We start from the raw sequence: 20,288 nt of genomic DNA, 5'->3' as shown, positions 1-20,288 counted from the left end.
CGACCAGGCCCCGCTGGCGGAAAGCCTGCCCCAGGTGGCCCGCGCCGCCGGCGGCGGGCCGTTGGCCGCGCGCGAACTGGTGGTGCTGATCACCCTGAACAAGCGCGGCACCACCAAGCCGTCCAACGTGGTCATCCGGGGCATCGGCCCCCATTCGCTGGAACTGCGTCCGCAGGTGAAGCTGAAGGAAGGGCGCATGCCGCGCTTCGGCACGTCCGAGATCATCGCCGGGGAAAGCATTGCCCGGCGGTTCAGCGGCACCGGCATTGGCGAAAGCCTGCGCTTCGGCCTGCGCGACTGGACCGTGGTGGGCATCTTCGAGGCCGGGGCCACCGGATTCAGCTCGGAAGTCTGGGGCGACGTGGATCAACTGATGGCCGCCTTCCGCCGTTCGTCCTATTCCGTGGTGGTGGGGCGCATGAACGAACGCGGCGGACCATCCGGTCTGGACGGTCTGCGCGCTGGCCTGGCGGCGGACCCGCGCCTGCAACTGGAAGGCAAGCGGGAAACCCGCTTCTACGAGGAGCAATCCGAGATGATGGCCAAGTTTCTTGGCGTGCTGGGCACCATGCTGCCCGCCATTTTCTCGCTGGGGGCCATCATCGGGGCCATGATCACCATGCACGCCGCCGTGGCCAACCGGGTGCGCGAGATAGGCACCCTGCGCGCCATCGGGTTTCAGCGCCGGGACATTTTGCGTGCCTTTCTGCTGGAATCGCTGCTGCTGGGCGGCAGCGGCGGAGCCATTGGCCTGCTGCTGGCGTCCACCCTGCAATGGGTGACCATTTCCACCATGAACTTCCAGACCTTCTCGGAACTGGCGTTCAGCTTCACCCTCAGCCCGCGCATTGCCATGTGGTCGCTGCTGTTCGGCACGGGCATGGGCTGCCTGGGGGGCATCCTGCCTGCCATCAAGGCCTCGCGGCTGGTTATCGTAGACGCGCTGCGCGCGGCCTGATCCGTTAATCGCGCTGCGCGCGGCCTGATGTGGTGCCAAGTTGCATCTCATCTCGTTTTGGTAGGATTTGCGTTTCGTTCCGGGTCAGACTGTAAGTATTTCAGTTGGTTGTAGCGAAGGGGAAAAGCCCGTCATCGTGCCATGTGAAATGACAGCCTTTGCCGGGCGGCAAAGCGCACAAGAGCGCCGGAATCAAGGATTCCGGCGCTCTTGTTTTTATCGTCGTGTAATTAAACGATATATTTTTTGAGAAAATCTTCGATAGTCCCGTTGACAATATCACACCAGCTAGGTAGGAAATAACCCATACCAGCACGGTAGGAATTAACGAAACACGCGGACTGCCACCCGCACCTCCGTGCCCGGGACTGAAGGCTTACGTTGGATCATACTGGGCTCACGCGGAACCATGCCCCCGCGTTGCCCGGTTACCGGAACAAGGCGAAGAGGTTTCCCAAGTTGGCCCGGCGGTGTTGTCGCCGCGGCACCCGCAACCGGATGGCGCCGGAGGCGGGGGCCACCACGAAAGCACCGGGGCAGGATTTCCCAACCTTTCAGTACACAGGGGCAAGCCAATGCAAGTTCAGGAGATGTTCGCGATGGCTGAGGCGGGCGACGCAAGCGCCCAGTTCAATCTTGGCATGCTGTATTACGAAGGCAACGGCGTGGCGCAGGACTTCACCAAGGCCGCCCAGTGGCTGAGCCGCGCCGCCAAGGCGGAGCATCACGAGGCCCTCAACTTCTACGGCGTGCTGCACGCCACCGGCAAGGGCGTGGCACAAGACTTCGGCAAGGCGCTGGAACTGTTCCGCAAGGCCGACAAGTGCGGCTACAACTGCGAACCGGTGTACGACGACCTGCCCACCGACTTCCGCGACAAGCAATTCGGCATGGAACTGGTGGCCGCCAAGCGTGACTTTGTCCGCAAGGCGCGCCTGCTGGCCGCCGAGGCTCGCTGCAACGTGGGGCTTGCCTACCACGGCGAGGCCACCGACGCCACCTCGCGCAAGGTCGCGCGGGAACTGTTCCTGAGCGCGGCCACCCTGGGCAACGGCAAGGCCATGCACCTGCTCGGCACCATGTGTCGTGACGGTGCGGGCGTGCCCGCCAGCGAGGTGCGCGCGTACATGTGGTTCGACCTGGCCGTGACGGCGGGCTTTGCCAAGGCCGGAGACGCCCGGCGCGAACTGATCGACAGGATGAAGGACAAGGACGTGGCGCGGGCCGAAAAGCTTGCGGCGCGCTGGCTGCGTTGTTTCCCGCTGCCGGAGGGTGCGGCCCAGTAACCGGCGGCAGGCGGTGCGGCAACGGGGATGGCAACCCCCGTGCTGCCGCGCCGCCGGGCTAAGGCCGCGCGCGGCGGTTTCCACCTCCTTGCGCCGCACAGTGGCTGATGCATGCAATGCGCGGGGCTCCCTGCCGAAAGGCACGGGGCCCCGTAGTCTTTGGCGCATTCGCACCGTGCTTGGCCCCCGTGCGGGGTGCGGAAATCCTACGATGCAAGTATGAATTTGACTAATTTGGTCCGAATTGCGCAGGTGAACCGGTATCGAGGTGCAGCGGTGCTATCGATTCGGTGAAGGTGGGAGCCGGAGGAGGATGGCTCACCTGCGCAGGTAGGGGCAGGAAGGGCGGGGCGGGGCAGGAAGGGCGGGGCAGGTAACGCGGGACGCGGCGACCGTTGACTGGTGAAGGCCCGGCGGAAATGTGTCCGCCGTTCCGCCGCAGCCCCTGGCGGGGGCGTTACGCCTGCGCCGGAACGGTCCTGCGGATGGTGTCCAGCAGGGCAGCGGGCACTACCGGCTTCTGATGAGTGGGCACGCGGCGGGCAAGGCGCGCCGGGCGCGGACCCACACCGCTTACCACCACCACGGGGGTTTCGCGCAGGGCGGGGCTGCGGCGCAGCCGGGCGTAGAACACCGTGCCGCCGGGGCTGGGCAGGTCCATTTCCAGGGTGATCACATCGGGGCGGAAGCTGGCGGCGGCCTCCAGCGCCTCGGGCGTGGAGGCGGCGGTGCGAACGGCATGTCCTTCCGCCGTCAGCAGACCGGCAAGGCGTTCGCGCTCCGTCGGGTCGTTGTCGACGACGAGTACGCGACGACGGGTGGCACTCATGTTGGTCGCGGACATTGATAACTCCTTCACAAGATGGGTGTGAAAAGGACCCGCCGTGCCAAGGGGGGCAACGGCGGGTCCGTTCGATGTCGCTAGTCGTTCTTGGCCGGGGCGTGCGAAGCGCAGCCGCAGGCGCAGCAGCCGTCGCCCTTCAGCGCGCCGAGCGCCTTCAGCACTTCCATGGCAACGCCAAGGCCTTCCTTGGCTTCCTTGGAACCGAGGGCGCCAACCATGCCGAACATGCCCACAGGCTTGGCCTGCGACAGGTCCAGCTTGGCCAGCATGTCCACCGCGCGGGCCAGGAAGACCTGCACGTTGGGATCGGCCAGCTTTTGCAGCAGCACGGTCATGAAGGCGAGCGCGTCGCCCATCTTCTCGATGCCTTCGGGGGTGTTGGCGTCCAGCACCTTGCCGCCCGCGCCCTTCAGGGCCGACAGCTTGGCGAACACGCCGTCCTGTTCCCACTTGCCAAGCCCCTCGATGATGTGGGGCCAGGTGGGGGCCACCGCCGGGTGCATGGTGCGCCACAGGTCGATGAGGTTTTCCAGCTGGTCGAGGCAGTAGTTCAGGTTGGGGACGCTACGCAGCCCACGGCGCAGCAACTCGAAGATGTCGTCGAGATGCACGCGGCCGTGCACGTCCTGCAATTCTTCCACCATCAGGCGGAAGGCGTGGTTGCCGATGGGCGTCACTTCCTCGATGAAGTATTTGGTGCCCATCGCGCGCTCGTGCAGGAAAGCGATCCGCTCTTCCATGGCCTCGAGGCGCTGGAGAATGAGTTCTTCGTTGGTCATTGGTGCCTCCGGCTTACTTCTTCCGCATCAGGGAAGTGTCCTTGCCGTGCAGGTACATGTTCGGCTCGAACGGCAACTCGTGACCCTTCAGCATCAGGCTGTAGTAGACCCACTTGAACATCAGCTTGCCCCAGTAGTTGATGTGGCTTTCGCCCAGCAGCGCGCAGGGCCCCACACCGGGGAAGGGGAACATGCCGGGCAGCGGTTCCACGTCGTAGCTGAAGTCGATGAGCGAGGCCTTTTCGTAGCCGGTCACGATGAAGCAGGTGGAGTGACCGTCGAAGTGGTGGTAGTGCTCGCTGCCGTCGATGTCGGACATCAGGTTTTCGGCGATGATGTCGGCCTCGTAGTGGGCCACGGAACCGGCCTTGGAGGTCGGCACGTTGGTGGTGTCGCCGATGACGTACATGTTGGGGTACTTCTTGGACTTCAGGGTGCCCTTGTCGGTATCCATGAAGCCCATGGGGTCGGCGATGTCCGAATCGATCAGGAACTGCTGGCCCATGTTCGGGGGAATGGTGACGAGCAGATCGTAGTCGATCTCGTCGCCGGTGACGGAGGCGATGGTCTTGTTGCCCGCGTCAACGCTGTCCACCACGAAGTTGGGAGTGACCTTGATGTTCTTCTGTTCGCACAGTTCACCCAGGATCTTGGCGGCCACCGGCTTGGTGAAGGCGCCGGTCAGCGGGGTGACCAGTTCGATTTCGATGTTGTCGCGCACGCCCATCTTGGTGAAGTACCAGTCGGCCAGGTAGATGAACTCAAGCGGGGCGACGGGGCACTTGATGGGGGTTTCGCAGATGTGGTGGACAAGGCGGCCCTTCTTGAAGTTCTTCAGCTTGGGCAGCAGGGCGGCGGCGCCGTCGGGGGTGTAGAAGTCGTGGATGTTGCCGCGCCAGTCGTCCAGCAGGCCTTCCACTTCGTCGGGGGCAATGCGGCAGCCGGTGGCGATGACCACCCAGTCATAGCTGTACTTGCCGCCTTCACAGGTGACCACCTTCGCTTCCGGATCCACATTGGTGATGGTATCCTGCACGAAGTTGACGCCGCGGGGGATGAAATCCTTCTTGGGCTTCTCGCAACCCTTGGGGGTGTCGATGCCGAAGGGTATGAACAGCCAGCCGGGCTGGTAATGGTGGGTGAGGTCGCGGTCGATGACCGTGATCTCCCATTCACGCTCGCTGAGCTTTTTCCTCATTTTGGTGGCGAGCATGGTGCCGCCGGCACCTGCCCCAAGAATGAGCAGTTTCTTCATGCCAGGTTACTCCTTCACTTATTGGCTTTGGTGAGAGCAGATTCGGGTATTGCAGCCCCGCAGGGCACGGGGCGTTCTGCCGTATCGCGGCGTGTTCAGCGGCTTGTTGCCGTTCAGCTTGGCCTTGGGGGCGGGGCGCGCGTCGGTGTCCGCCTCGCTGGCCATGTGGGCGCAGTCGTCGGGGCGTTCGGCGCCGTGCATGATGTCGGTAAGGGTGAACTGGTCCAGGGTTTCTTCCAGGGCCTTGGCGGCGCTGGTCCAGGCGGCCTTGCAGCGGCAAGGGGTGTCGTCGCAGTCCGCGCCCACGCAGCAGTTGGGCGGCTGCACGCCGCCTTCCACCACGCGCAGCACGTCGCCCAGGGTCACGTCGTCGGGATTCATGGTCAGCACGTGGCCGCCGGCGGCGCCGCGTACGCTGCGGACCATGCCCGCCGTGCGCAGTTGCCGGATGATCTTTTCGATGAACTTGACGGAAATGCCCGTGTGCTCGGCCAGTTCGGAGGCGGAAAGGGGCCCGTCCTGCGGGCAGTGCAGGGCAAGGTTGACCAGCAGCCGGGATGCGTAATGCACCGTGGAGGAAATTCTCATGCCGTTCTCCAGTGCCTGTGCGGGGGGGCGAGGGCGGCGCGCCGGGGCGCGGTGGGGCTGTTGACCGGGAGATTCCGGGAGTGATCGTATGTATATTGATACAATTTTGTTTCTATTAATCCGAATCCTTTCGAATCAGATTAATTTCGTATGAATTAAACCCATCCGAATTTAGGTGTCAAGCACCCCCCGTAAAAAGGGGGATTTTTCAACATTCTGAATTTATGGTTCTATTTTTTGATTGTGAAAAATATTTCTTGTTTGGCTTGCGCCAGGCAACAAGAAGCACGCCCGACACTGCGGCTGGTACACCCCATGCGAGGCGTGAAGTGTGGGGCACACGTCGGGAAAACAAATATTTGATGGGGGCAGGCAAGGGCCTGAATACCTGTTGTCCGTGCTGGGTTGCCGGTCAGCGTGGCGGGAGCACATGGCGAGTTTGCACAGCTAGGTGTGCTGTAATGCTTTCTTTTCCGAGAGTGGTTTTGGTGCGTATGGGCGAGAGTGCTGCTTCATGTTGTGAAAACCGATTGTTTTTATTTACCCATTTTCGTTTTTTCAAGGGTCAATGGGTACTAACATCCTGACGTTTCAATCGATTTTCAGCATGCGCAGCGAAAGCGAATTTTTTTAATTCCTATTGACAAAGGAGGATATTTTCTGTAAGACTTTTCCCATACTTATGTAATAGCTCACTCTTTTTACGTCGTTCCGTGTGGCGCGACGTCGAGTGACGGGCGCGGGACCCAACACCATGAAGCTTGCAGCAAAGACACGATATGCGGCGCGCATCCTTCTTGCTTTGGCCATGCACGGCGAAGAGTCTCCCATGACCACCACGGCGCTGTCCCAGCACACCGGCGTGACGGTCCAGTTCATCGAGCAGATACTCAAGACCCTGAAGCGCGGCGGGTTGACGCGCAGTTCTCGCGGGGCCTCCGGTGGGCACATGTTGGCCCGCACCCCTGAAGAGATCACCCTGAGCGAGATCGTGCGCCTGATGGAAGGGGGCATTCAGCTTACCGTCTGTTGTTCTGGCGATGCCAATGCCTGCGCCCGTCGGGCCTCGTGCCTGACCAGGTCGGCTTGGGTGCGCGCGTCGCAGGCGCTGGAGCGTTCGCTGGAAGAGACCACCCTGGCCACCCTCATGGAAGGTGACCAGCTGCTGGCTCCCCACGACGAGGCAGTCTGTCGCACGGCGGACGAGGACGCCCCCGCCGCGAAACGTTCCACCGTCCGCCGCCCGGTCCGTCCGACAAGCCCGGCCGAACTGTACTGATGCCGCCGCGCCGGTGTGCGGCACTGTAGTCATCGGCGCGTTCGATTTGCCGGTGTGCAGCAGCTTGGCCTTGTTGACGTGGCTGGCGTTGTCGAGCCCTTGCCGTTCAGCCCGTCGGGTTGCCGGACATGTCTCGCTGCCCCGCGCTCGCCGATTCCTCTCGGACATCCCCCTCCTTTGGCCCACGTGCCTTCCGTATTGCCTTGCCGCAAGCTTGCAGCGCCAAGCCGCCGGTTTTCCGGCGGCTTCTTTTTTGGTGAGGGGCGGCGGCTGGTTCCACGTATTGGTGCCGCAAACGTTCGGGCCCGTGGTTATGGCAACGGTTGCGTCGGAGGTCTATCTCGGCGTGTTTCTTGCAAGATTTTAGGGCGCCAGCAATGCACATGGGCACAAACTGCCGGGCATCGGCCTGTGTCCGGTTGTTGTGGTTCATGATGATTTTCAGAAAATACAGCGTATTGCATACGTGCTTCGAAGGGGTGCGTGCGGTTTGCCGCCCCGGGTGAAATGCGATACGGGAGAGGCCCGACGCGCCATCGCGCTTGCCGGTTCAATTTTTCGACAGGTTTCGACAGGGCCAGGGGGTTCCGGATGCTCAAGAATTGCAGTCTGTTCATGAAGCTCAGCATGGGGTTCGGCTCGCTGCTGCTCATGGTGGCGGGGGTGGTTACCTCTTCGTGGCAGCAGCAGCAACACCTGCTGCGACAGTCGGAGGTCACTGGCAACGCACAGGCGCTGGTGGCGGGCATGGAGCATTCACGGGTGGAAATCCTGTATTACCTGCTCAGCCAGAGCAGGGAGCACGTGCGTGCCTTCGAGGCGCAGCATGGCAAGGATGCCGAGGGCATAGCCGCGTTGCGCGAACGCCTTGCGGTTGATGGGGTGCGCGGTGGAGGGCTGGATGTGCTGGGACCCATGCATGCCGACTATCGGCGCAAGTTCCTGGAACTGGACGGTGTGCTGACCCATCGCGAACAGACCATCAAGAACGCCGTGCAGGCTGCCAATGCCCTTCAGGAAGGGGTGGAGCGGCTGCACGCCGCGCGCCTGAACGCCATTGTTCAAAGCAATCCTTCGCTGGCCTCCCGGCGCGACGAGCTGCAAACCCTGGTCACCCTGGAAACTGAATTTCTCCAGTCCCGGGTGGATGTGCTTTATTATCTGTGGCGGGGCGATACGGATTCCCTGTCCCGTGCCCGCATGCGTCTGGACAAGGCCATCTCCGCGGCATCCGGCCTTTCCGCCAGCGAGGGGACCGGTGAAAACTGGAGGTTGGCCACTTCCGTGCTGGCGAGCGTACGGGGATACCGCGAGCAGGTGGAGCAACTGGTCAAGGATGAGGTAGAGCGCGAAAACCGTCTGTCGGGCATGGCCAACGTGGCCGATGGCGTGCGCAACACCGTTGTGGCGGTGAAGGATGCCCAGCAGGACCGCATGAAGGAAGCAGTGCGCCGCTCGGCCATGGTTTCGCTGGGGGTTGCCGGCGGTGCTCTGGTGCTGGGGCTGCTGTTCGCCGTGCTCATCGGCAAGTCGGTGCGCGGTGGCATTGCCCGCGCGGCCGCCGTGGCCGAGGCCGTGGCCCAGGGCGAGACTTCGGTGGAAATCGAGGTCGAGGGCACCGACGAAGTGGGCAGGCTGCTGCAGGCCATGCAGGAGATGCTTCTTGCCGAGCGCCGCGTGGTGGAAACGGCCCGCGAACTGGCCCGGGGCAACGTGGACATCGAAGTGGTCATGCGCGGCCCGCGCGACGAACTGATGCGTGCCCTGGGAGAGATGGTTTCCGTCGAGCGGTCCATCGCGCGCAACGCCACAACGCTGGCCACCGGCGATCTGCGCGTGTCGCTGGAGCCACGCGGCGACAACGACCGGTTGCTGACCTCGCTGGGCAACATGGTGCATCGGCTGTCCGACGTCGTGCGCGACGTGCAGGTGGGCGCCGAGAACGTGGCCGCGGGCAGCGAGGAGCTGAGCGCCACGGCAGAGGCCCTTTCACAGGGGGCAACGGAACAGGCCGCCTCGGTGGAGCAGTGCTCCGCCTCCATGGAAGAGATGGTGGCGCGCATTGCCCAGAACGCCGAAAACGCCCGCACCACCGAATCCATCGCGGTGCGCGCGGCGGATGACGCCCGCGACTCGGGCACGGCGGTGGCCGCCACGCTGAAGGCCATGCGCGAGATTGCCAGCAAGATTTCCATCATCGAGGAAATTGCCCGGCAGACCGACCTGCTGGCCCTGAACGCCGCCATCGAGGCGGCCCGCGCGGGCGAGCAGGGACGCGGCTTTGCCGTGGTGGCCTCGGAAGTGCGCAAACTGGCCGAACGCAGCCAGGCGGCGGCTGCGGAAATCAACCGGCTGTCCGGGGCCAGCCTGGAAGTTTCGGAACGTGCGGGAGAACTGCTGGGCAAGCTGGTGCCGGACATCGAGCGCACCGCCGAACTGGTGCAGGAGATCGCCGCCGCCAGCATCGAGCAGCGCGAGGGCGCAAGCCAGGTCAACGAGGCCCTGCACATGCTCGATCAGGTCATCCAGCAGAACGCGGCGGCTTCCGAAGAGGTGGCATCCACGTCCGAAGAATTGTCGGCCCAGGCGGCCCACCTGCAACGCACCGTGGCCTTCTTCCGCCTGGGGACGGACATGTCCCCCAAGGTGCAGCGGGTGCCGGGGCCGCGGCCCTCGGCCATGCCCGCCCTGAAGGACGGCGACCCGCGCAGGGTGCGCATCAACCTCACGGACGATGCGGACGACACGGACGATCAGGATTTCGAACGCTTCTAGGAACGTTCAGCGCGATGTATGCATCTGGCGGGATGGCCCGGAACCGGCGCATATCCGCACATTCAGACCGGGTCGCGGCGCAAGCCGTCCCACAGCGGAACCACGACGTGCAGCAGGGCAACAACAGACAGGCACCGCAGGACCATGCGGGCGGGGGGAAAGCGGCGGACACGCCGCCCGCCGACGCCGTGCCGCGTGACGGGGCTCGTCAGGCCGGTCAGACGCATTCTGCAAGCCCGGCGCATTCTGCAAGCCCGGCGCATTCTGCAAGCCCGGCGCACCCGGCAAACACGGGGCGTGCGGCAAGCCCGTCACTTCCGGGGCCTGGCCCCATGGTGCCCGTGCGCAGGCTGCTGGCCCTGACCCTGGGGGACGAGCGCTTTGCCCTCGACATCGGCGTGGTGCGCGAAGTGCTGGACTTCGGCGACCTGACCCGCATTCCCCGCATGCCGCAACATGTGCGCGGGGTGGTGAACCTGCGCGGCGCGGCCGTGCCGGTGGTGGACCTGCGTACCCGGCTCGGCATGGGGAGTGTTGCGCGCACCGTGCATTCGCGCATCGTCATCGTGGAGGTGCCCGCGCCCCCCGATGCGGGAGGAGGCATCACCCTGGTGGGCGCGCTGGCCGACGCCGTGCGTGAGGTCATCGAAATCGACGCCGTTGCCGTGGAGCCGCCGCCGCGCATGGGTACCCCCGTGCCTGCCGACGTGCTGGCGGGGATATTCCGCCACGAGGGGCGGCACGTGCTGCTGCTGGATGCCGACCGCCTGTTCGATGACGAGGAGCCTTCAGGCGCCCAGGTGCCGACGCTGCCCCAATCCCCGTCTCACTCCCCGTCGCGGAACCCGTCCCGCCCCCTTGCCGATGGGCAGTCTGCCGATGCCCAGCCGCACGCGCATCCGGCCCGTGCCCATGGCACGCCGGAAATCCCCGTCCGCTTGGGCGGAGGTGACGCATGAACCCCGGCGGCACCGCACGGCGCGTGTTCACCGAGGAAGCGCGCGACCTACTCATCGACCTCGAGGAGGCGCTGCTGGAGCTGGAATCGCACCCCGGCGATGCCGCGCTCATGGCACGGGTGTTCCGCGCCCTGCATACCCTGAAGGGCACCGGAGCCATGTTCGGTTTCGATGCCGTGGCCCGCTTCACCCATGCGGTGGAAGACCTGTTCGACAACGTGCGCAAGGCCGGGGCTCCGGCCACATCCGAGTTGCTGGCCCTTGGCCTGGACGCCAAGGACCACTTGCAGGAACTGCTGGCACGGGGCGCGTCGGTCCCGGTTGAGGGAAAAAAACCGTCTGCGGACAGGGCGGAAGATGGTGCCGATGCGGACGGCGTTGCCGAGCGCGAGCGTGAACTGCTGGACCGCATCGGCGGACTGTCGGCGCGCTGGGTCGCACCCGCCGTCGCACCCGGCGCCTTTCCTGCCTCTTCCGGGGTGAGGGGCGACGATGCGGTCGGTGCGGCAGATGCCTTGCCCGCCGCGCCGCCTCGGGACTTCCCCATGGCCGCATCGGGGGCCATCCCGGCGTCGCCTGGGCATATGGCCGGGCTCACGCCCCCGGAACGGTCCGCCGTTCCCGCGGGCTCTCCCCGCGAGTCGCAAGTGTACTGGTTGCACTACACCCCGTCGCCTGACGCGCTGCGCCGGGGGCTGGACCCTTCCCGGCTGCTGGACGGACTGCACGGGCTTGGCCCACTGCATGTCTGGCCCCACTGCGAGGTCGTGCCCGCTCTGGACAGGCTGGACGCGGAAGCGGTGCACCTGAGCTGGGACGCCGTGCTGATCACGGAACATCCGCTGGCCATGGTGCGCGAACCGTTCGTCGCGCTGATGGACGAGGCCGGGCTGAACGTTGTGGCGCTGGGCGAGGAACGACTGCTGCCTTCGCCGGAGCTGCTGTGCCGCATCGCGGCGCAGGGGGGCGTTGCCGATGCGGCCGGACTGCTGGCCGCCGCCGGTGCGGGTGACGAGGCCCTGCGGGCGGTGCGCGGGCAGGGTGGGAGCGCGGACGCTGTTTCGATGGCTTCCGGCGGCATACCTGCCGCCACATCGCCGCTGGTTTCACCGTCGGCGTCTGCCGTAGCCGCTGTGCCCTGGCCCGTGCCGGAATGTGCACCCCCGGCAGCCGACGAAGCCGCCCAGGCGGGCACCCTGCGCCCCGGCGGCGACGAAGGCCCCACCACCAGCCTGCGTGTGGACAGCGCCAAGGTGGACCGCCTGCTGGACAACGTGGGCGAACTGGTCATCCTGCAGGCGCGCCTGTCGCGCATCGCCACCGACCACGACGATCCGCGCCTGCGCGAACTGGCCGAAGGGCTGGAACGGCTTACCGAATCGTTGCGAGACAGCACCATGTCGGTGCGCATGGTGCCGCTGGACGCCACCTTTCACGCTTTCCGGAGGCTGGTGCGCGACCTTGCGGCCCGTTTGGGCAAGGATGTGCGCTTTGTGGCCGAGGGCGGCGAGACGGAACTGGACAAGACCGTCATCGACCACCTGCGCGACCCCCTGCTGCACCTGGTGCGCAACGCCATGGATCACGGGGTGGAACCCGCCGACGTGCGCCTGGCGGCGGGCAAGCCCGCCGAGGCGGTGCTGCGGCTGTCCGCCACCCATGCCGGGGGCGAGGTGCTGATCACCGTGTCCGACGACGGAGCGGGCATCGACCTGGACAAACTGCGTGCCGTGGGCGTGGCGCGGGGCCTGCTGGCGCCGGAAGCCGACCCCGGCGAGGCGGAACTGCTGCAACTGCTGTTTCTGCCCGGCTTCAGCACGGCCAGCGGCGTATCGGACCTTTCCGGGCGCGGGGTGGGGCTGGACGTGGTCAGCACGGCCTTGGGGGCGCTGCGCGGCAGCGTGGACGTGGTCACCCGGCGGGGCGAGGGCACGGCCTGGCGGCTGCGCATTCCGCTTACCCTGGCCATCATCGACGGGCTGCGCGTGCGCGTGGGCGACGAAACGTTCATCCTGCCCCTGACCCAGGTGCAGGCTTGCCTGGAGCGCTTCGTGAACGGCGAGGCCGCCACGCTGGGCCTCATCGAATACCGCGAGAGGCTGGTGCCGTGCCTGAGCCTGCGCCGCTTTCTGGATGTGCCGGGCGAACAGCCCGCCTACGAGCGGGTGATCATCGCCAACGTGGACGGCCAGCCGGTGGGCTTTGCCGTGGACGGCGTGGCCGGGCTGGAGCAAGCGGTCATCAAGCGCCTGGGCGGGCCGTGCCGCCGAGCCGCCTGGATTGCCGGGTCCAGCGTGGACGCCGAGGGCGGCATATCGCTGATTCTCGATGCCGCCCAGTTGGTGCGCGTGGCGCAGGGCATGCAGGAACGCTGATCAGCGTTTGCGCCCGCTCTTCGCGGCTTTTCCGCCCGCTGCGCAACCTTGCCCCGCCCCGACTGGTGGGGCTTTTCTGTTTGTCGGTACCAGTCCTCGCGTTTCCGCGGTTCCGCAACATGCCATGCCCGCCGTGTCCGGCCTGACGTGGCTGGCGTGCCTGACGAATCTGTCCGGCGTGTCCGGCGTGCCCGGCGTGCCCGGCGTGTCCGGCGTGTTCGGCGCGGTCTTTTGCGCCGGGCCGCCGTCGCTGCCGCTCAAGATGCGCGGCGGCATCTCGTGCATCAGTCGCAGCCACGCAGCCGCCGCCGGGGACAGGCTGTGCCCCTTGCGCCAGGCCAGCACCGCGCGCCAGCGCAGTTCGTCATCGTCCAGCAGGGCGCAATGGATGCCCTGCGGCAGGGGTTCCGTCAGCATCAGGCGTGGCACCAGCGCCACGCCAAGCCCGGCGGCCACCAGGCTGATGATGAAGGGTATCTGGCCGCTGCACAGGGTTTCGTCCAGGCGTACCCCCTGTTTCAGGCAGCGGTCGCGGATGCGCGCGTTGAGCGCAAAGCCCTGTTCGAACTGGATGAACGCGCTGCCGTCCAGGTCGCGCAGGCTCAGGGTCGCACGGCCCTGCAAGGGGTGTCCTTGCGGCAGCAGGGCCATGAGCGGCTCGTCGCACAGGGGCGATACCTCGAACTGGTCGGGCACGGGCAGCAGTGCCAGGGCCATTTCCAGTTCGCCGCGCAGCACGTCCTCTTCAAGCGCGTAGCAGCCCTTTTCGCGCAGTTCTATGCGCACACCCGGATAGCGGCGATGGTATTCGGCAAACTGCCGGGCGAACAGCTGGGTGCTGCCCACCGGCGGCACGCCGAAGCGCAGCGTGCCCCGGCGCACGTTGCGCAGGTCGTCCATCTCTGCGTCCAGCGCTTCCTTTTCGGCCAGCATGGCCAGTGCGCGACGGTAGGCCACCTCGCCCGCCGCCGTCAGGGTCACGCCCATCGGGGTGCGCTCCAGCAGGATGGCTCCGCAGTCCTCCTCCAGCCCACGCACGGCCTTGCTGACCGTGGACTGGGTGGCGCACACGGCCTGCGCCGCGGCGGAAAATCCGCCCGCGCGAACTACCTCCACAAAGCAGCGCAATACCTTGAGGTGCATGGCCATTCCATTTTCGAATAGGGTTGATGAAGACAATTCATTTCACAACTGCCAGTCCCCTTGGCTAACAGCTGAAGCAGCGAGGTTCAAGCGGCCACGGTGCCGTTTCCGCCGCCCGGCATTGCGCGGGCAGGCGGGAATGTGGCCGCGCCACGCAGGATACGGCCAGCCGCCGCGCACACGGGGTGCGCGCGTGGCCGTCGATGCACGTCAAACCACAGGGGGCATTCATGAGTTGGGTGCAGCAGTACGATCCGTTTTTCAACATCGCCGCCTCGGCCTGCGTGGCCATGCTGCCGCTGGCGATACTCTTCTACATGCTGGCCGTACGGCGGGCCAAGGGCCACATGGCTGCCGCGCTGGGGCTGGCCGGTGCGCTGTGCGCCGCCGTGGGCGTGTGGGGCATGCCCGTGGGCCTTGCCGTCAACGCCACGCTGTACGGCATGGCCATGGGGCTGTTCCCGATCATCTGGATCGTGCTGACGGCCGTGTGGCTGTACAACATGACCGTGGAATCGGGCGAGTTCGAGATCATCAAGGGCTCGCTGGCCCGGCTTACCGATGACCGGCGGTTGCAGGCCCTGTTCATCGCCTTTGCCTTCGGTGCGTTCCTGGAAGGCACGGCGGGCTTCGGCACGCCGGTGGCCATCACGGCGGCCATGCTGATGGGGCTGGGCTTCAGCCCGGTGTATGCCGGGGGCATCTGCCTTGTGGCCAACACCGCGCCCGTGGCCTTCGGGGCGCTGGGCATCCCGGTCATCGTGGCCAGCCAGGTCAGCGGCCTGGATGTGACCATGCTCAGCCAGTACGTGGGGCGTCAGTTGCCGGTGTTCGCGCTGGTGGTGCCGCTGTGGATGACCGTGGTGATGTGCGGCTTTCGCCGGTCCATGGAAGTGCTGCCCGCCATCGTGGTGGCCAGCGTGTGCTTCAGCGGCACGCAGTTCCTGTTTGCAGAACTGCACGGCCCCACGCTGCCCGACGTCATGGCGGCCATCGTGACCATCATCGGCCTGCTGGTGCTGCTGCGCTTCTGGAAGCCCGCCAGCACCTGGCATTTTGCCGATGAACAGCCCGCCAGCGCGGCGGCCAGCGCCCACCATACCACCGGCGAGATCCTGCGGGCCTGGGCGCCGTACGCCATCCTGGCGGTGTTCGTGTTCTTCTGGGGGCTGGATGGCGTGAAGGCCGGGCTTAACAAGGTGTACCTCCAGGCCATCGAATGGCCGGGACTGCACGGCGCCATCGCCAAGACGGCGCCCATCGTGGCCAAGGACGCGCCCTATGCGGCCAAGTACACCCTCAACCTGCTGTCGGCAGGGGGCACCGCCATCCTGCTGGCGGGCCTGCTGTCGGTGCCCATCATGCCTGGCTACGGCATGAAGCGGGCCATCGGCTGCTTCTGGCGCACCTGCCACCAACTGCGCTTTCCGGTGCTGACCATCATGCTCATCCTCGGGCTGGCGCAGTTGATGAACTATTCGGGCATGAGCTCGACCCTCGGCATCGCCTTCACCCACACCGGCGCGCTGTTCCCGTTCTTTGCGCCCATCATGGGCTGGCTGGGCGTGTTCCTGACCGGCTCCAACACCTCGTCCAACGCGCTCTTCGGCAGCATGCAGCAGGCCACGGCCCGCGCCGTGGGCGTGGACCCGTACCTGACCGTGGCCGCCAACGCCACCGGCGGGGTGACCGGCAAGATGATCTCGCCGCAGTCCATCTCCGTTGCCACGGCCTCCACCCACACCGTGGGGCAGGAAGGGGCGCTGTTCCGCTTCGCCTTGGGGCACAGCATCGCCATGACCCTGGTGATCTGCGTGCTGGTGACCCTGCAGGCCTATGTTATTGGCTGGATGCTTCCCTGATTTGAGGAACAGCCCCTGAGCGATTGGAAGGGGTATTTCGGAACACTGCACCGTCCGTCATGCTTGGCTCACCAGGCATGACGGATGGCGCCACATACGTCCGAAAGCACGGAGCCGTGCGCTCCTCCTGTGGGCTCCGTGCCCGCGTGCACCCGCCGGACGGACAAGCCCCCCCGCGTTGCACCGTGGGGGGGCCGTCGTTGTGGGCCGCCGCATGTGGACAAGGTTGCCGCGTGAACTCAGTGCAGGGCGCGCATCTGGCATACCCCGCATTCCAGCACGTAGGCGTTGCCGGGAATGGCCTTGGCCAGGTGCTTCACGTGGGCGGCCCGCTCGCCGATTTCGTGCAGGTTGCTGCGCTCGTGGCAGTCCAGCACCGCCAGCGATACGGACACGAACGGAAAGCGCCGCTCCATGCCGTCGCGCCCACGGGCGGTGATCCACCCGCGCGCGATGTCCTCCGCGCAGTAGCAGCCGCGCACCAGCCGTCCGAAGCAGCGCGTGGCCGCCCGGCACACCCGCTCGGCATGGCGGGGCGAGGTGATGCACACGAAGTCGTCGCCGCCGATGTGCGCCACGTAGTCGCCCTTGGCCCCGTGCCGCTGCACCGCCCACGACAGCACCTTGGCCAGCAGCAGGATGATCCTGTCGCCGTTCTTGAAGCCGTAGGTGTCGTTGTAGCTCTTGAAGTTGTCCAGGTCCGCGTACAGCAGCGAAAAGGGCTGCCCCCCGGCCAGGCGCGTTTCCAGTTCCTTTTCCAGCGCCACGTTGCCGGGCAGCCCGGTGAGCGGGTTGGTGCCCTTGGCCAGTTCCACCTGCACCTGGGCCAGCTTGTGCAGCAGCCGCTGCACCGAAACGATGCCCGTCAGCAGCCCGGCGCGGGTGATCATGATGTCGTCGTAGGCCTGCAACCGGCTGCGCGACATGGCTAGCCGGGCGGCGTCCTCCACGGGGGTGGTTTCCTCCATCACCAGCGGCTTGGTGTCCATGACGGCGGACACGGGCCGCTTGAAGTACAGCGCCACCCCATATTGCGCCGAAAGTTGCCGGTTGAGGTGGTAGTCCATGATCAGCCCCAGCGGCTTGCCGCGTTCGTCCGTCACGGCGATGCTGGTCAGCGGATCGGAGGTTTCGAACAGCTTGCGGACCTCGCCCGCCAGCGTGGTGGGGGGCACGGTGTGGGCCGGTTCGGCCAGTTCGCCCACGGGCATGGAGCAGGCCAGGCTGCCCACGCTGGGCAGTTGCGCCGTGGGGCGCAACTCGCCGATGTCCACGTGGGTTTCCTGCTTGGGATAGTCGGGGCGGCCCAGATAGTAGCCCTGGCCGTAGTGCGCGCCGATGGCCATCAGGGTGGCGGCTTCCTCTCGGGTTTCGATGCCTTCCGCTATGACCCGCGAGCCGATCTTTTCGGCAAAGCTGACCAGGGTTTCCATCAGCGCGCGGCGCACCGGGTCACGGTTGATGTTGCGGATGAGCGACATGTCGATCTTGATGAAGTCGGGCTTCAGTTCGGCGATGGTGGCAAGGCCGGAATAGCCGGTGCCCGCGTCGTCGATGGCCACCTTGAACCCCTGCCCCCGGTAGTGCGACAGCGTCTTGTAGAATACCCCGAAATCGCGGATGGAATGCCGCTCGGTAATCTCGAAGACGATGTTCTCCGGCGCAAGCCCCATGGCCCGCACCGCCTCCAGTGTGCTGCCGGGGGTAAAGCCGGGGTCGGTGAGGGTGCGCGGATGGATGTTCAGGAACAGCTTCTGGTCCGGGGCCAGGGTGCCCGCGCAGGCAATGGCCCGTTCCCGGCAGATGCGTTCCAGCGCGAAGAGCATGCCCAACTCCTCCGCGATGTCGAACAGCATCATGGGCGAGTGGAAGGGCGTGTCCACCGGGCCCCGGCTCAGGGCCTCCCAGGCCATGATCCGCCCGGTGGGAAAGCGCACGATGGGCTGGTACAGGGTGCGGATGGCGTTGTCCTGCAACACGGCCTTGAAGTCGCGCGCAAGGCGCAGGTCGGACAGGTCCAGTTCCTTGCGGGCCATGGTGCGCGCCTCGCGCACGGCCTGAAAGAATTCCTGACGCGGCTCCGCGCCGGGGCGGCGGCGGTAGGTGGCGCAGCCTACGCCTATGTTTACCTCGCGCCCGGTCCAGCGCAGCACGGAATCCTTCAGGTGGTGCTGCAGCTTCAGCTTCATGGTGAAGGCGGCGTCGGCCAGGCGCTGCGGGCGGGTGGCCGGTTCCGGCCAGAACACCAGGAATTCGCCGGATTCCAGCGGCAGCAGATGATGCGCCGAGGCGGGCTGGCCGCTCAGGCCGGGCACCGCCGCCCACAAGCCCTCCACCAGCAACGATTCGATGCCTGCGGTGATTTCCTCTCCGTACAGGTCACGCACCAGCACGTGGTCCACCATGCGCACCAGCAGCATGTGCAGCGCCTCGTGCCGGGCCACCATGTCGCGTACGGAGGCTTCGACGGCAGTCGGGCCATGGGGAACGGGACGGGAACGGGTGGGCGAGGGGGTGCCGGGAGTGGCACCGGATGTTTCGCCACCGGAAGGCATGTCGGGCGCTTCGAGAAGCGTGAATATCGGCGGGACGTTTGCGGCGTGAGGGGTGCCTGGCGCCAGGCCACCCGGGTGCGGTGCATGTCCAGGGTCGTCGCGCCTGCGGCCCAGCATTTCCAGAAACGGCTCCAGCCAGGTATGTTGCATGTATCCCCCCGGATACGTGTCGGGCTCGGTGCCGGATGCGCGCCTGACATGGTGCGGAATGAGCGTTGCGTCGCGCCGCGCCAGGGTTCCGGCCCTGCCTGCGTCGCGTTGCCGATCATGCGGAGGCAACGGCATGGCGGCGTGAAAACCTTGTCCGGCTCGGACTGGGCACGGACTGGTGAGTGTGTCGTCCGTTGGCCCTTCGCCCCTGAAGGCGTGGTGACGGTTGCGTGACGCCGTGCGGCGCCGGTTCGTCTCTCGACGGGTAGTTAGCATGAAGATGTCGGTGACGGCGGTGACGGACAGGTGACGATTTGCAGAAGCCCCGGCGCGGGCCGGGGTTTTGTGCGGTGCCATGCTGGGCTGGGGCGGGGGAGAGGGCAGATAACCGGACGAAGGGCCGGTAACGGGCCGTAAGGGATGGCGTCAGGCCAGGGGCAGGCGCACCACGACCACCGCGCCGCCCTCCGGTGATTCTTCGATGGTGATGGTGCCCTTGTGGGTGGTGACCACGATGAAGTAGGCCACGGACAGGCCAAGCCCCGTGCCCGCGCCTGTCTCGCGCGTGGTGAAGAACGGCTCGAAGGCCCGGCGGCGCAACTCGTGCGACATGCCGGGGCCATTGTCGGCCACCTCTATGCGCAGGTGCGCCACCTCCAACGCCGTGGTCACCGTCAGTACCGGCGGTGGCCCATTGTCGCGCAGCGCCAGTGCCTGTGCCGCGTTCTTGAACAGGTTCAGGAACACCTGTTCCATCTCGCTGGCGGAACAGCGCACCGGCGGGAGTTGCGGGTCGTAACGGCGAACCACGGCAATGCGTTTGAAGTCGTAGTTGCGGGCCAGGCTGTAGTCGGTGACCGCCAGCTCAAGGGTGCGTTCCAGCAGGTCGTTGATCTGCACCGGCATGCGCGAAGGGTCGCTGCGGCGGCTGAAGGTGAGCATGTTGGCCACGATGCGCGCCGCGCGTTCGCCCGATTCGCGGATGCTGTCCAGCAGCCCGCCGATGCGGCGTTCTTCCGTGTAGGCCATGACGCGGCCGAAATCCACGCCCTGCCGTTCCGCCGCCGCACGGTTGGCGGGCAGATCGTCCAGCAGGCGGCGGCGCAGGTTCTGCACCCCTTGCAGGATGCCGCCCAGCGGGTTGTTGATCTCGTGGGCCATGCCCGCCGCAAGCCCCCCCACCGAGGCCATCTTTTCGGCCTGCACCATCAGGTCTTCCATGGCGGCGCGTTCGCTCTCGTCGTCAAGGCGCAGGATGCCCCACATTTCCTCGCCGGTTTCCAGCGGAATGGCGGTGACGTCCTCCACCCGGCGTGATTCGCCGGACAGGCTTCCCGGCTGCGAACCCGCCGGAAGCTCCATGGGGGTGACCACCCGTTCCGGCGGGGTGGCCATGCCGTTGCGCCGGGCCGCGTGCAGCCGGGGCAGGTGGCGGGCCAGTTCCGGGGCGATTTCCGCCAGCGGGCGGCCATGGGCGGAC

General features: G+C 66.2%; 14 protein-coding genes. 7 read left to right on the top strand and 7 right to left on the bottom strand.

Features of this window, described 5'->3' with window-relative positions:
* Both FVW27_RS09400 and FVW27_RS09395 read left to right on the top strand, forming a co-directional pair.
* Nucleotides 1-958 (top strand): ABC transporter permease (locus FVW27_RS09400; protein ID WP_167124599.1); only part of this gene is annotated, 958 nt, incomplete at its 5' end.
* Between the two features lie 599 nt (nucleotides 959-1,557).
* Entirely contained in the window at nucleotides 1,558-2,244 is a 687-nt protein-coding gene (locus tag FVW27_RS09395; protein WP_167124597.1) for a tetratricopeptide repeat protein, read from the top strand.
* Nucleotides 2,245-2,701: 457 nt separating this feature from the next.
* Here FVW27_RS09395 and FVW27_RS09390 read toward each other — a convergent pair whose 3' ends face one another.
* The 4 genes from FVW27_RS09390 to FVW27_RS09375 form a co-directional block, all read right to left on the bottom strand.
* Nucleotides 2,702-3,088 (bottom strand): response regulator, encoded by a 387-nt coding sequence (locus FVW27_RS09390; RefSeq protein ID WP_167124595.1) that lies wholly within the window; start codon nucleotides 3,086-3,088, stop codon nucleotides 2,702-2,704.
* Nucleotides 3,089-3,165: 77 nt separating this feature from the next.
* Complete coding sequence (locus FVW27_RS09385) at nucleotides 3,166-3,867, bottom strand: helical membrane plugin domain-containing protein (protein ID WP_167124593.1); 702 nt, start codon at nucleotides 3,865-3,867, stop codon at nucleotides 3,166-3,168.
* A 13-nt stretch (nucleotides 3,868-3,880) separates the two neighbouring features.
* Nucleotides 3,881-5,122, bottom strand: a complete 1,242-nt coding sequence (gene sqr, locus FVW27_RS09380) for a type III sulfide quinone reductase, selenoprotein subtype (protein ID WP_167124591.1) — start codon at nucleotides 5,120-5,122, stop codon at nucleotides 3,881-3,883.
* 18 nt (nucleotides 5,123-5,140) lie between these two features.
* On the bottom strand, nucleotides 5,141-5,710 hold the full coding sequence (locus FVW27_RS09375) for an RrF2 family transcriptional regulator (protein ID WP_167124589.1): 570 nt from the start codon (nucleotides 5,708-5,710) through the stop codon (nucleotides 5,141-5,143).
* 754 nt (nucleotides 5,711-6,464) lie between these two features.
* Between FVW27_RS09375 and FVW27_RS09370 the strand changes: the two genes are divergently transcribed.
* From FVW27_RS09370 to FVW27_RS09355, 4 genes are all read left to right on the top strand, one after another.
* The gene (locus FVW27_RS09370; RefSeq protein ID WP_167124587.1) at nucleotides 6,465-6,989 is read left to right on the top strand and encodes an RrF2 family transcriptional regulator; all 525 of its coding nucleotides are present in this window, start codon (nucleotides 6,465-6,467) and stop codon (nucleotides 6,987-6,989) included.
* Nucleotides 6,990-7,580: 591 nt separating this feature from the next.
* Nucleotides 7,581-9,764 (top strand): methyl-accepting chemotaxis protein, encoded by a 2,184-nt coding sequence (locus tag FVW27_RS09365; RefSeq protein ID WP_167124585.1) that lies wholly within the window; start codon nucleotides 7,581-7,583, stop codon nucleotides 9,762-9,764.
* Nucleotides 9,765-10,096: 332 nt separating this feature from the next.
* The gene (locus FVW27_RS09360) at nucleotides 10,097-10,723 is read left to right on the top strand and encodes a chemotaxis protein CheW (protein ID WP_167124583.1); all 627 of its coding nucleotides are present in this window, start codon (nucleotides 10,097-10,099) and stop codon (nucleotides 10,721-10,723) included.
* Nucleotides 10,720-13,098, top strand: coding sequence for a chemotaxis protein CheA (locus FVW27_RS09355; RefSeq protein ID WP_167124581.1), 2,379 nt, complete (start codon nucleotides 10,720-10,722; stop codon nucleotides 13,096-13,098). Before FVW27_RS09360 ends, FVW27_RS09355 begins: the two co-directional genes overlap by 4 nt.
* Here the strand turns inward: FVW27_RS09355 and FVW27_RS09350 are convergent, their stop codons facing one another.
* Complete coding sequence (locus tag FVW27_RS09350; protein WP_167124579.1) at nucleotides 13,099-14,241, bottom strand: LysR substrate-binding domain-containing protein; 1,143 nt, start codon at nucleotides 14,239-14,241, stop codon at nucleotides 13,099-13,101. It abuts the gene before it with no gap.
* A gap of 230 nt (nucleotides 14,242-14,471) precedes the next feature.
* On the opposite strand from FVW27_RS09350, the gene FVW27_RS09345 reads away from it, so the two are divergent.
* Nucleotides 14,472-16,103 carry an L-lactate permease gene (locus FVW27_RS09345; RefSeq protein ID WP_167124577.1) on the top strand — a complete coding sequence of 544 codons (1,632 nt, stop codon included), beginning with the start codon at nucleotides 14,472-14,474 and terminating at the stop codon, nucleotides 16,101-16,103.
* Between the two features lie 239 nt (nucleotides 16,104-16,342).
* Here the strand turns inward: FVW27_RS09345 and FVW27_RS09340 are convergent, their stop codons facing one another.
* Nucleotides 16,343-18,808, bottom strand: a complete 2,466-nt coding sequence (locus FVW27_RS09340) for a GGDEF domain-containing protein (protein WP_167124575.1) — start codon at nucleotides 18,806-18,808, stop codon at nucleotides 16,343-16,345.
* Nucleotides 18,809-19,234: 426 nt separating this feature from the next.
* Nucleotides 19,235-20,288 (bottom strand): two-component system sensor histidine kinase NtrB (locus FVW27_RS09335; protein WP_243838319.1); only part of this gene is annotated, 1,054 nt, incomplete at its 5' end.

The organism is Nitratidesulfovibrio liaohensis, from assembly GCF_011682075.1.
GTDB classification, from domain to species: domain Bacteria; phylum Desulfobacterota; class Desulfovibrionia; order Desulfovibrionales; family Desulfovibrionaceae; genus Cupidesulfovibrio; species Cupidesulfovibrio liaohensis.
Note: the sequence above shows the minus strand (reverse complement) of the source record. Positions and strands in the feature narration are given on the sequence as shown.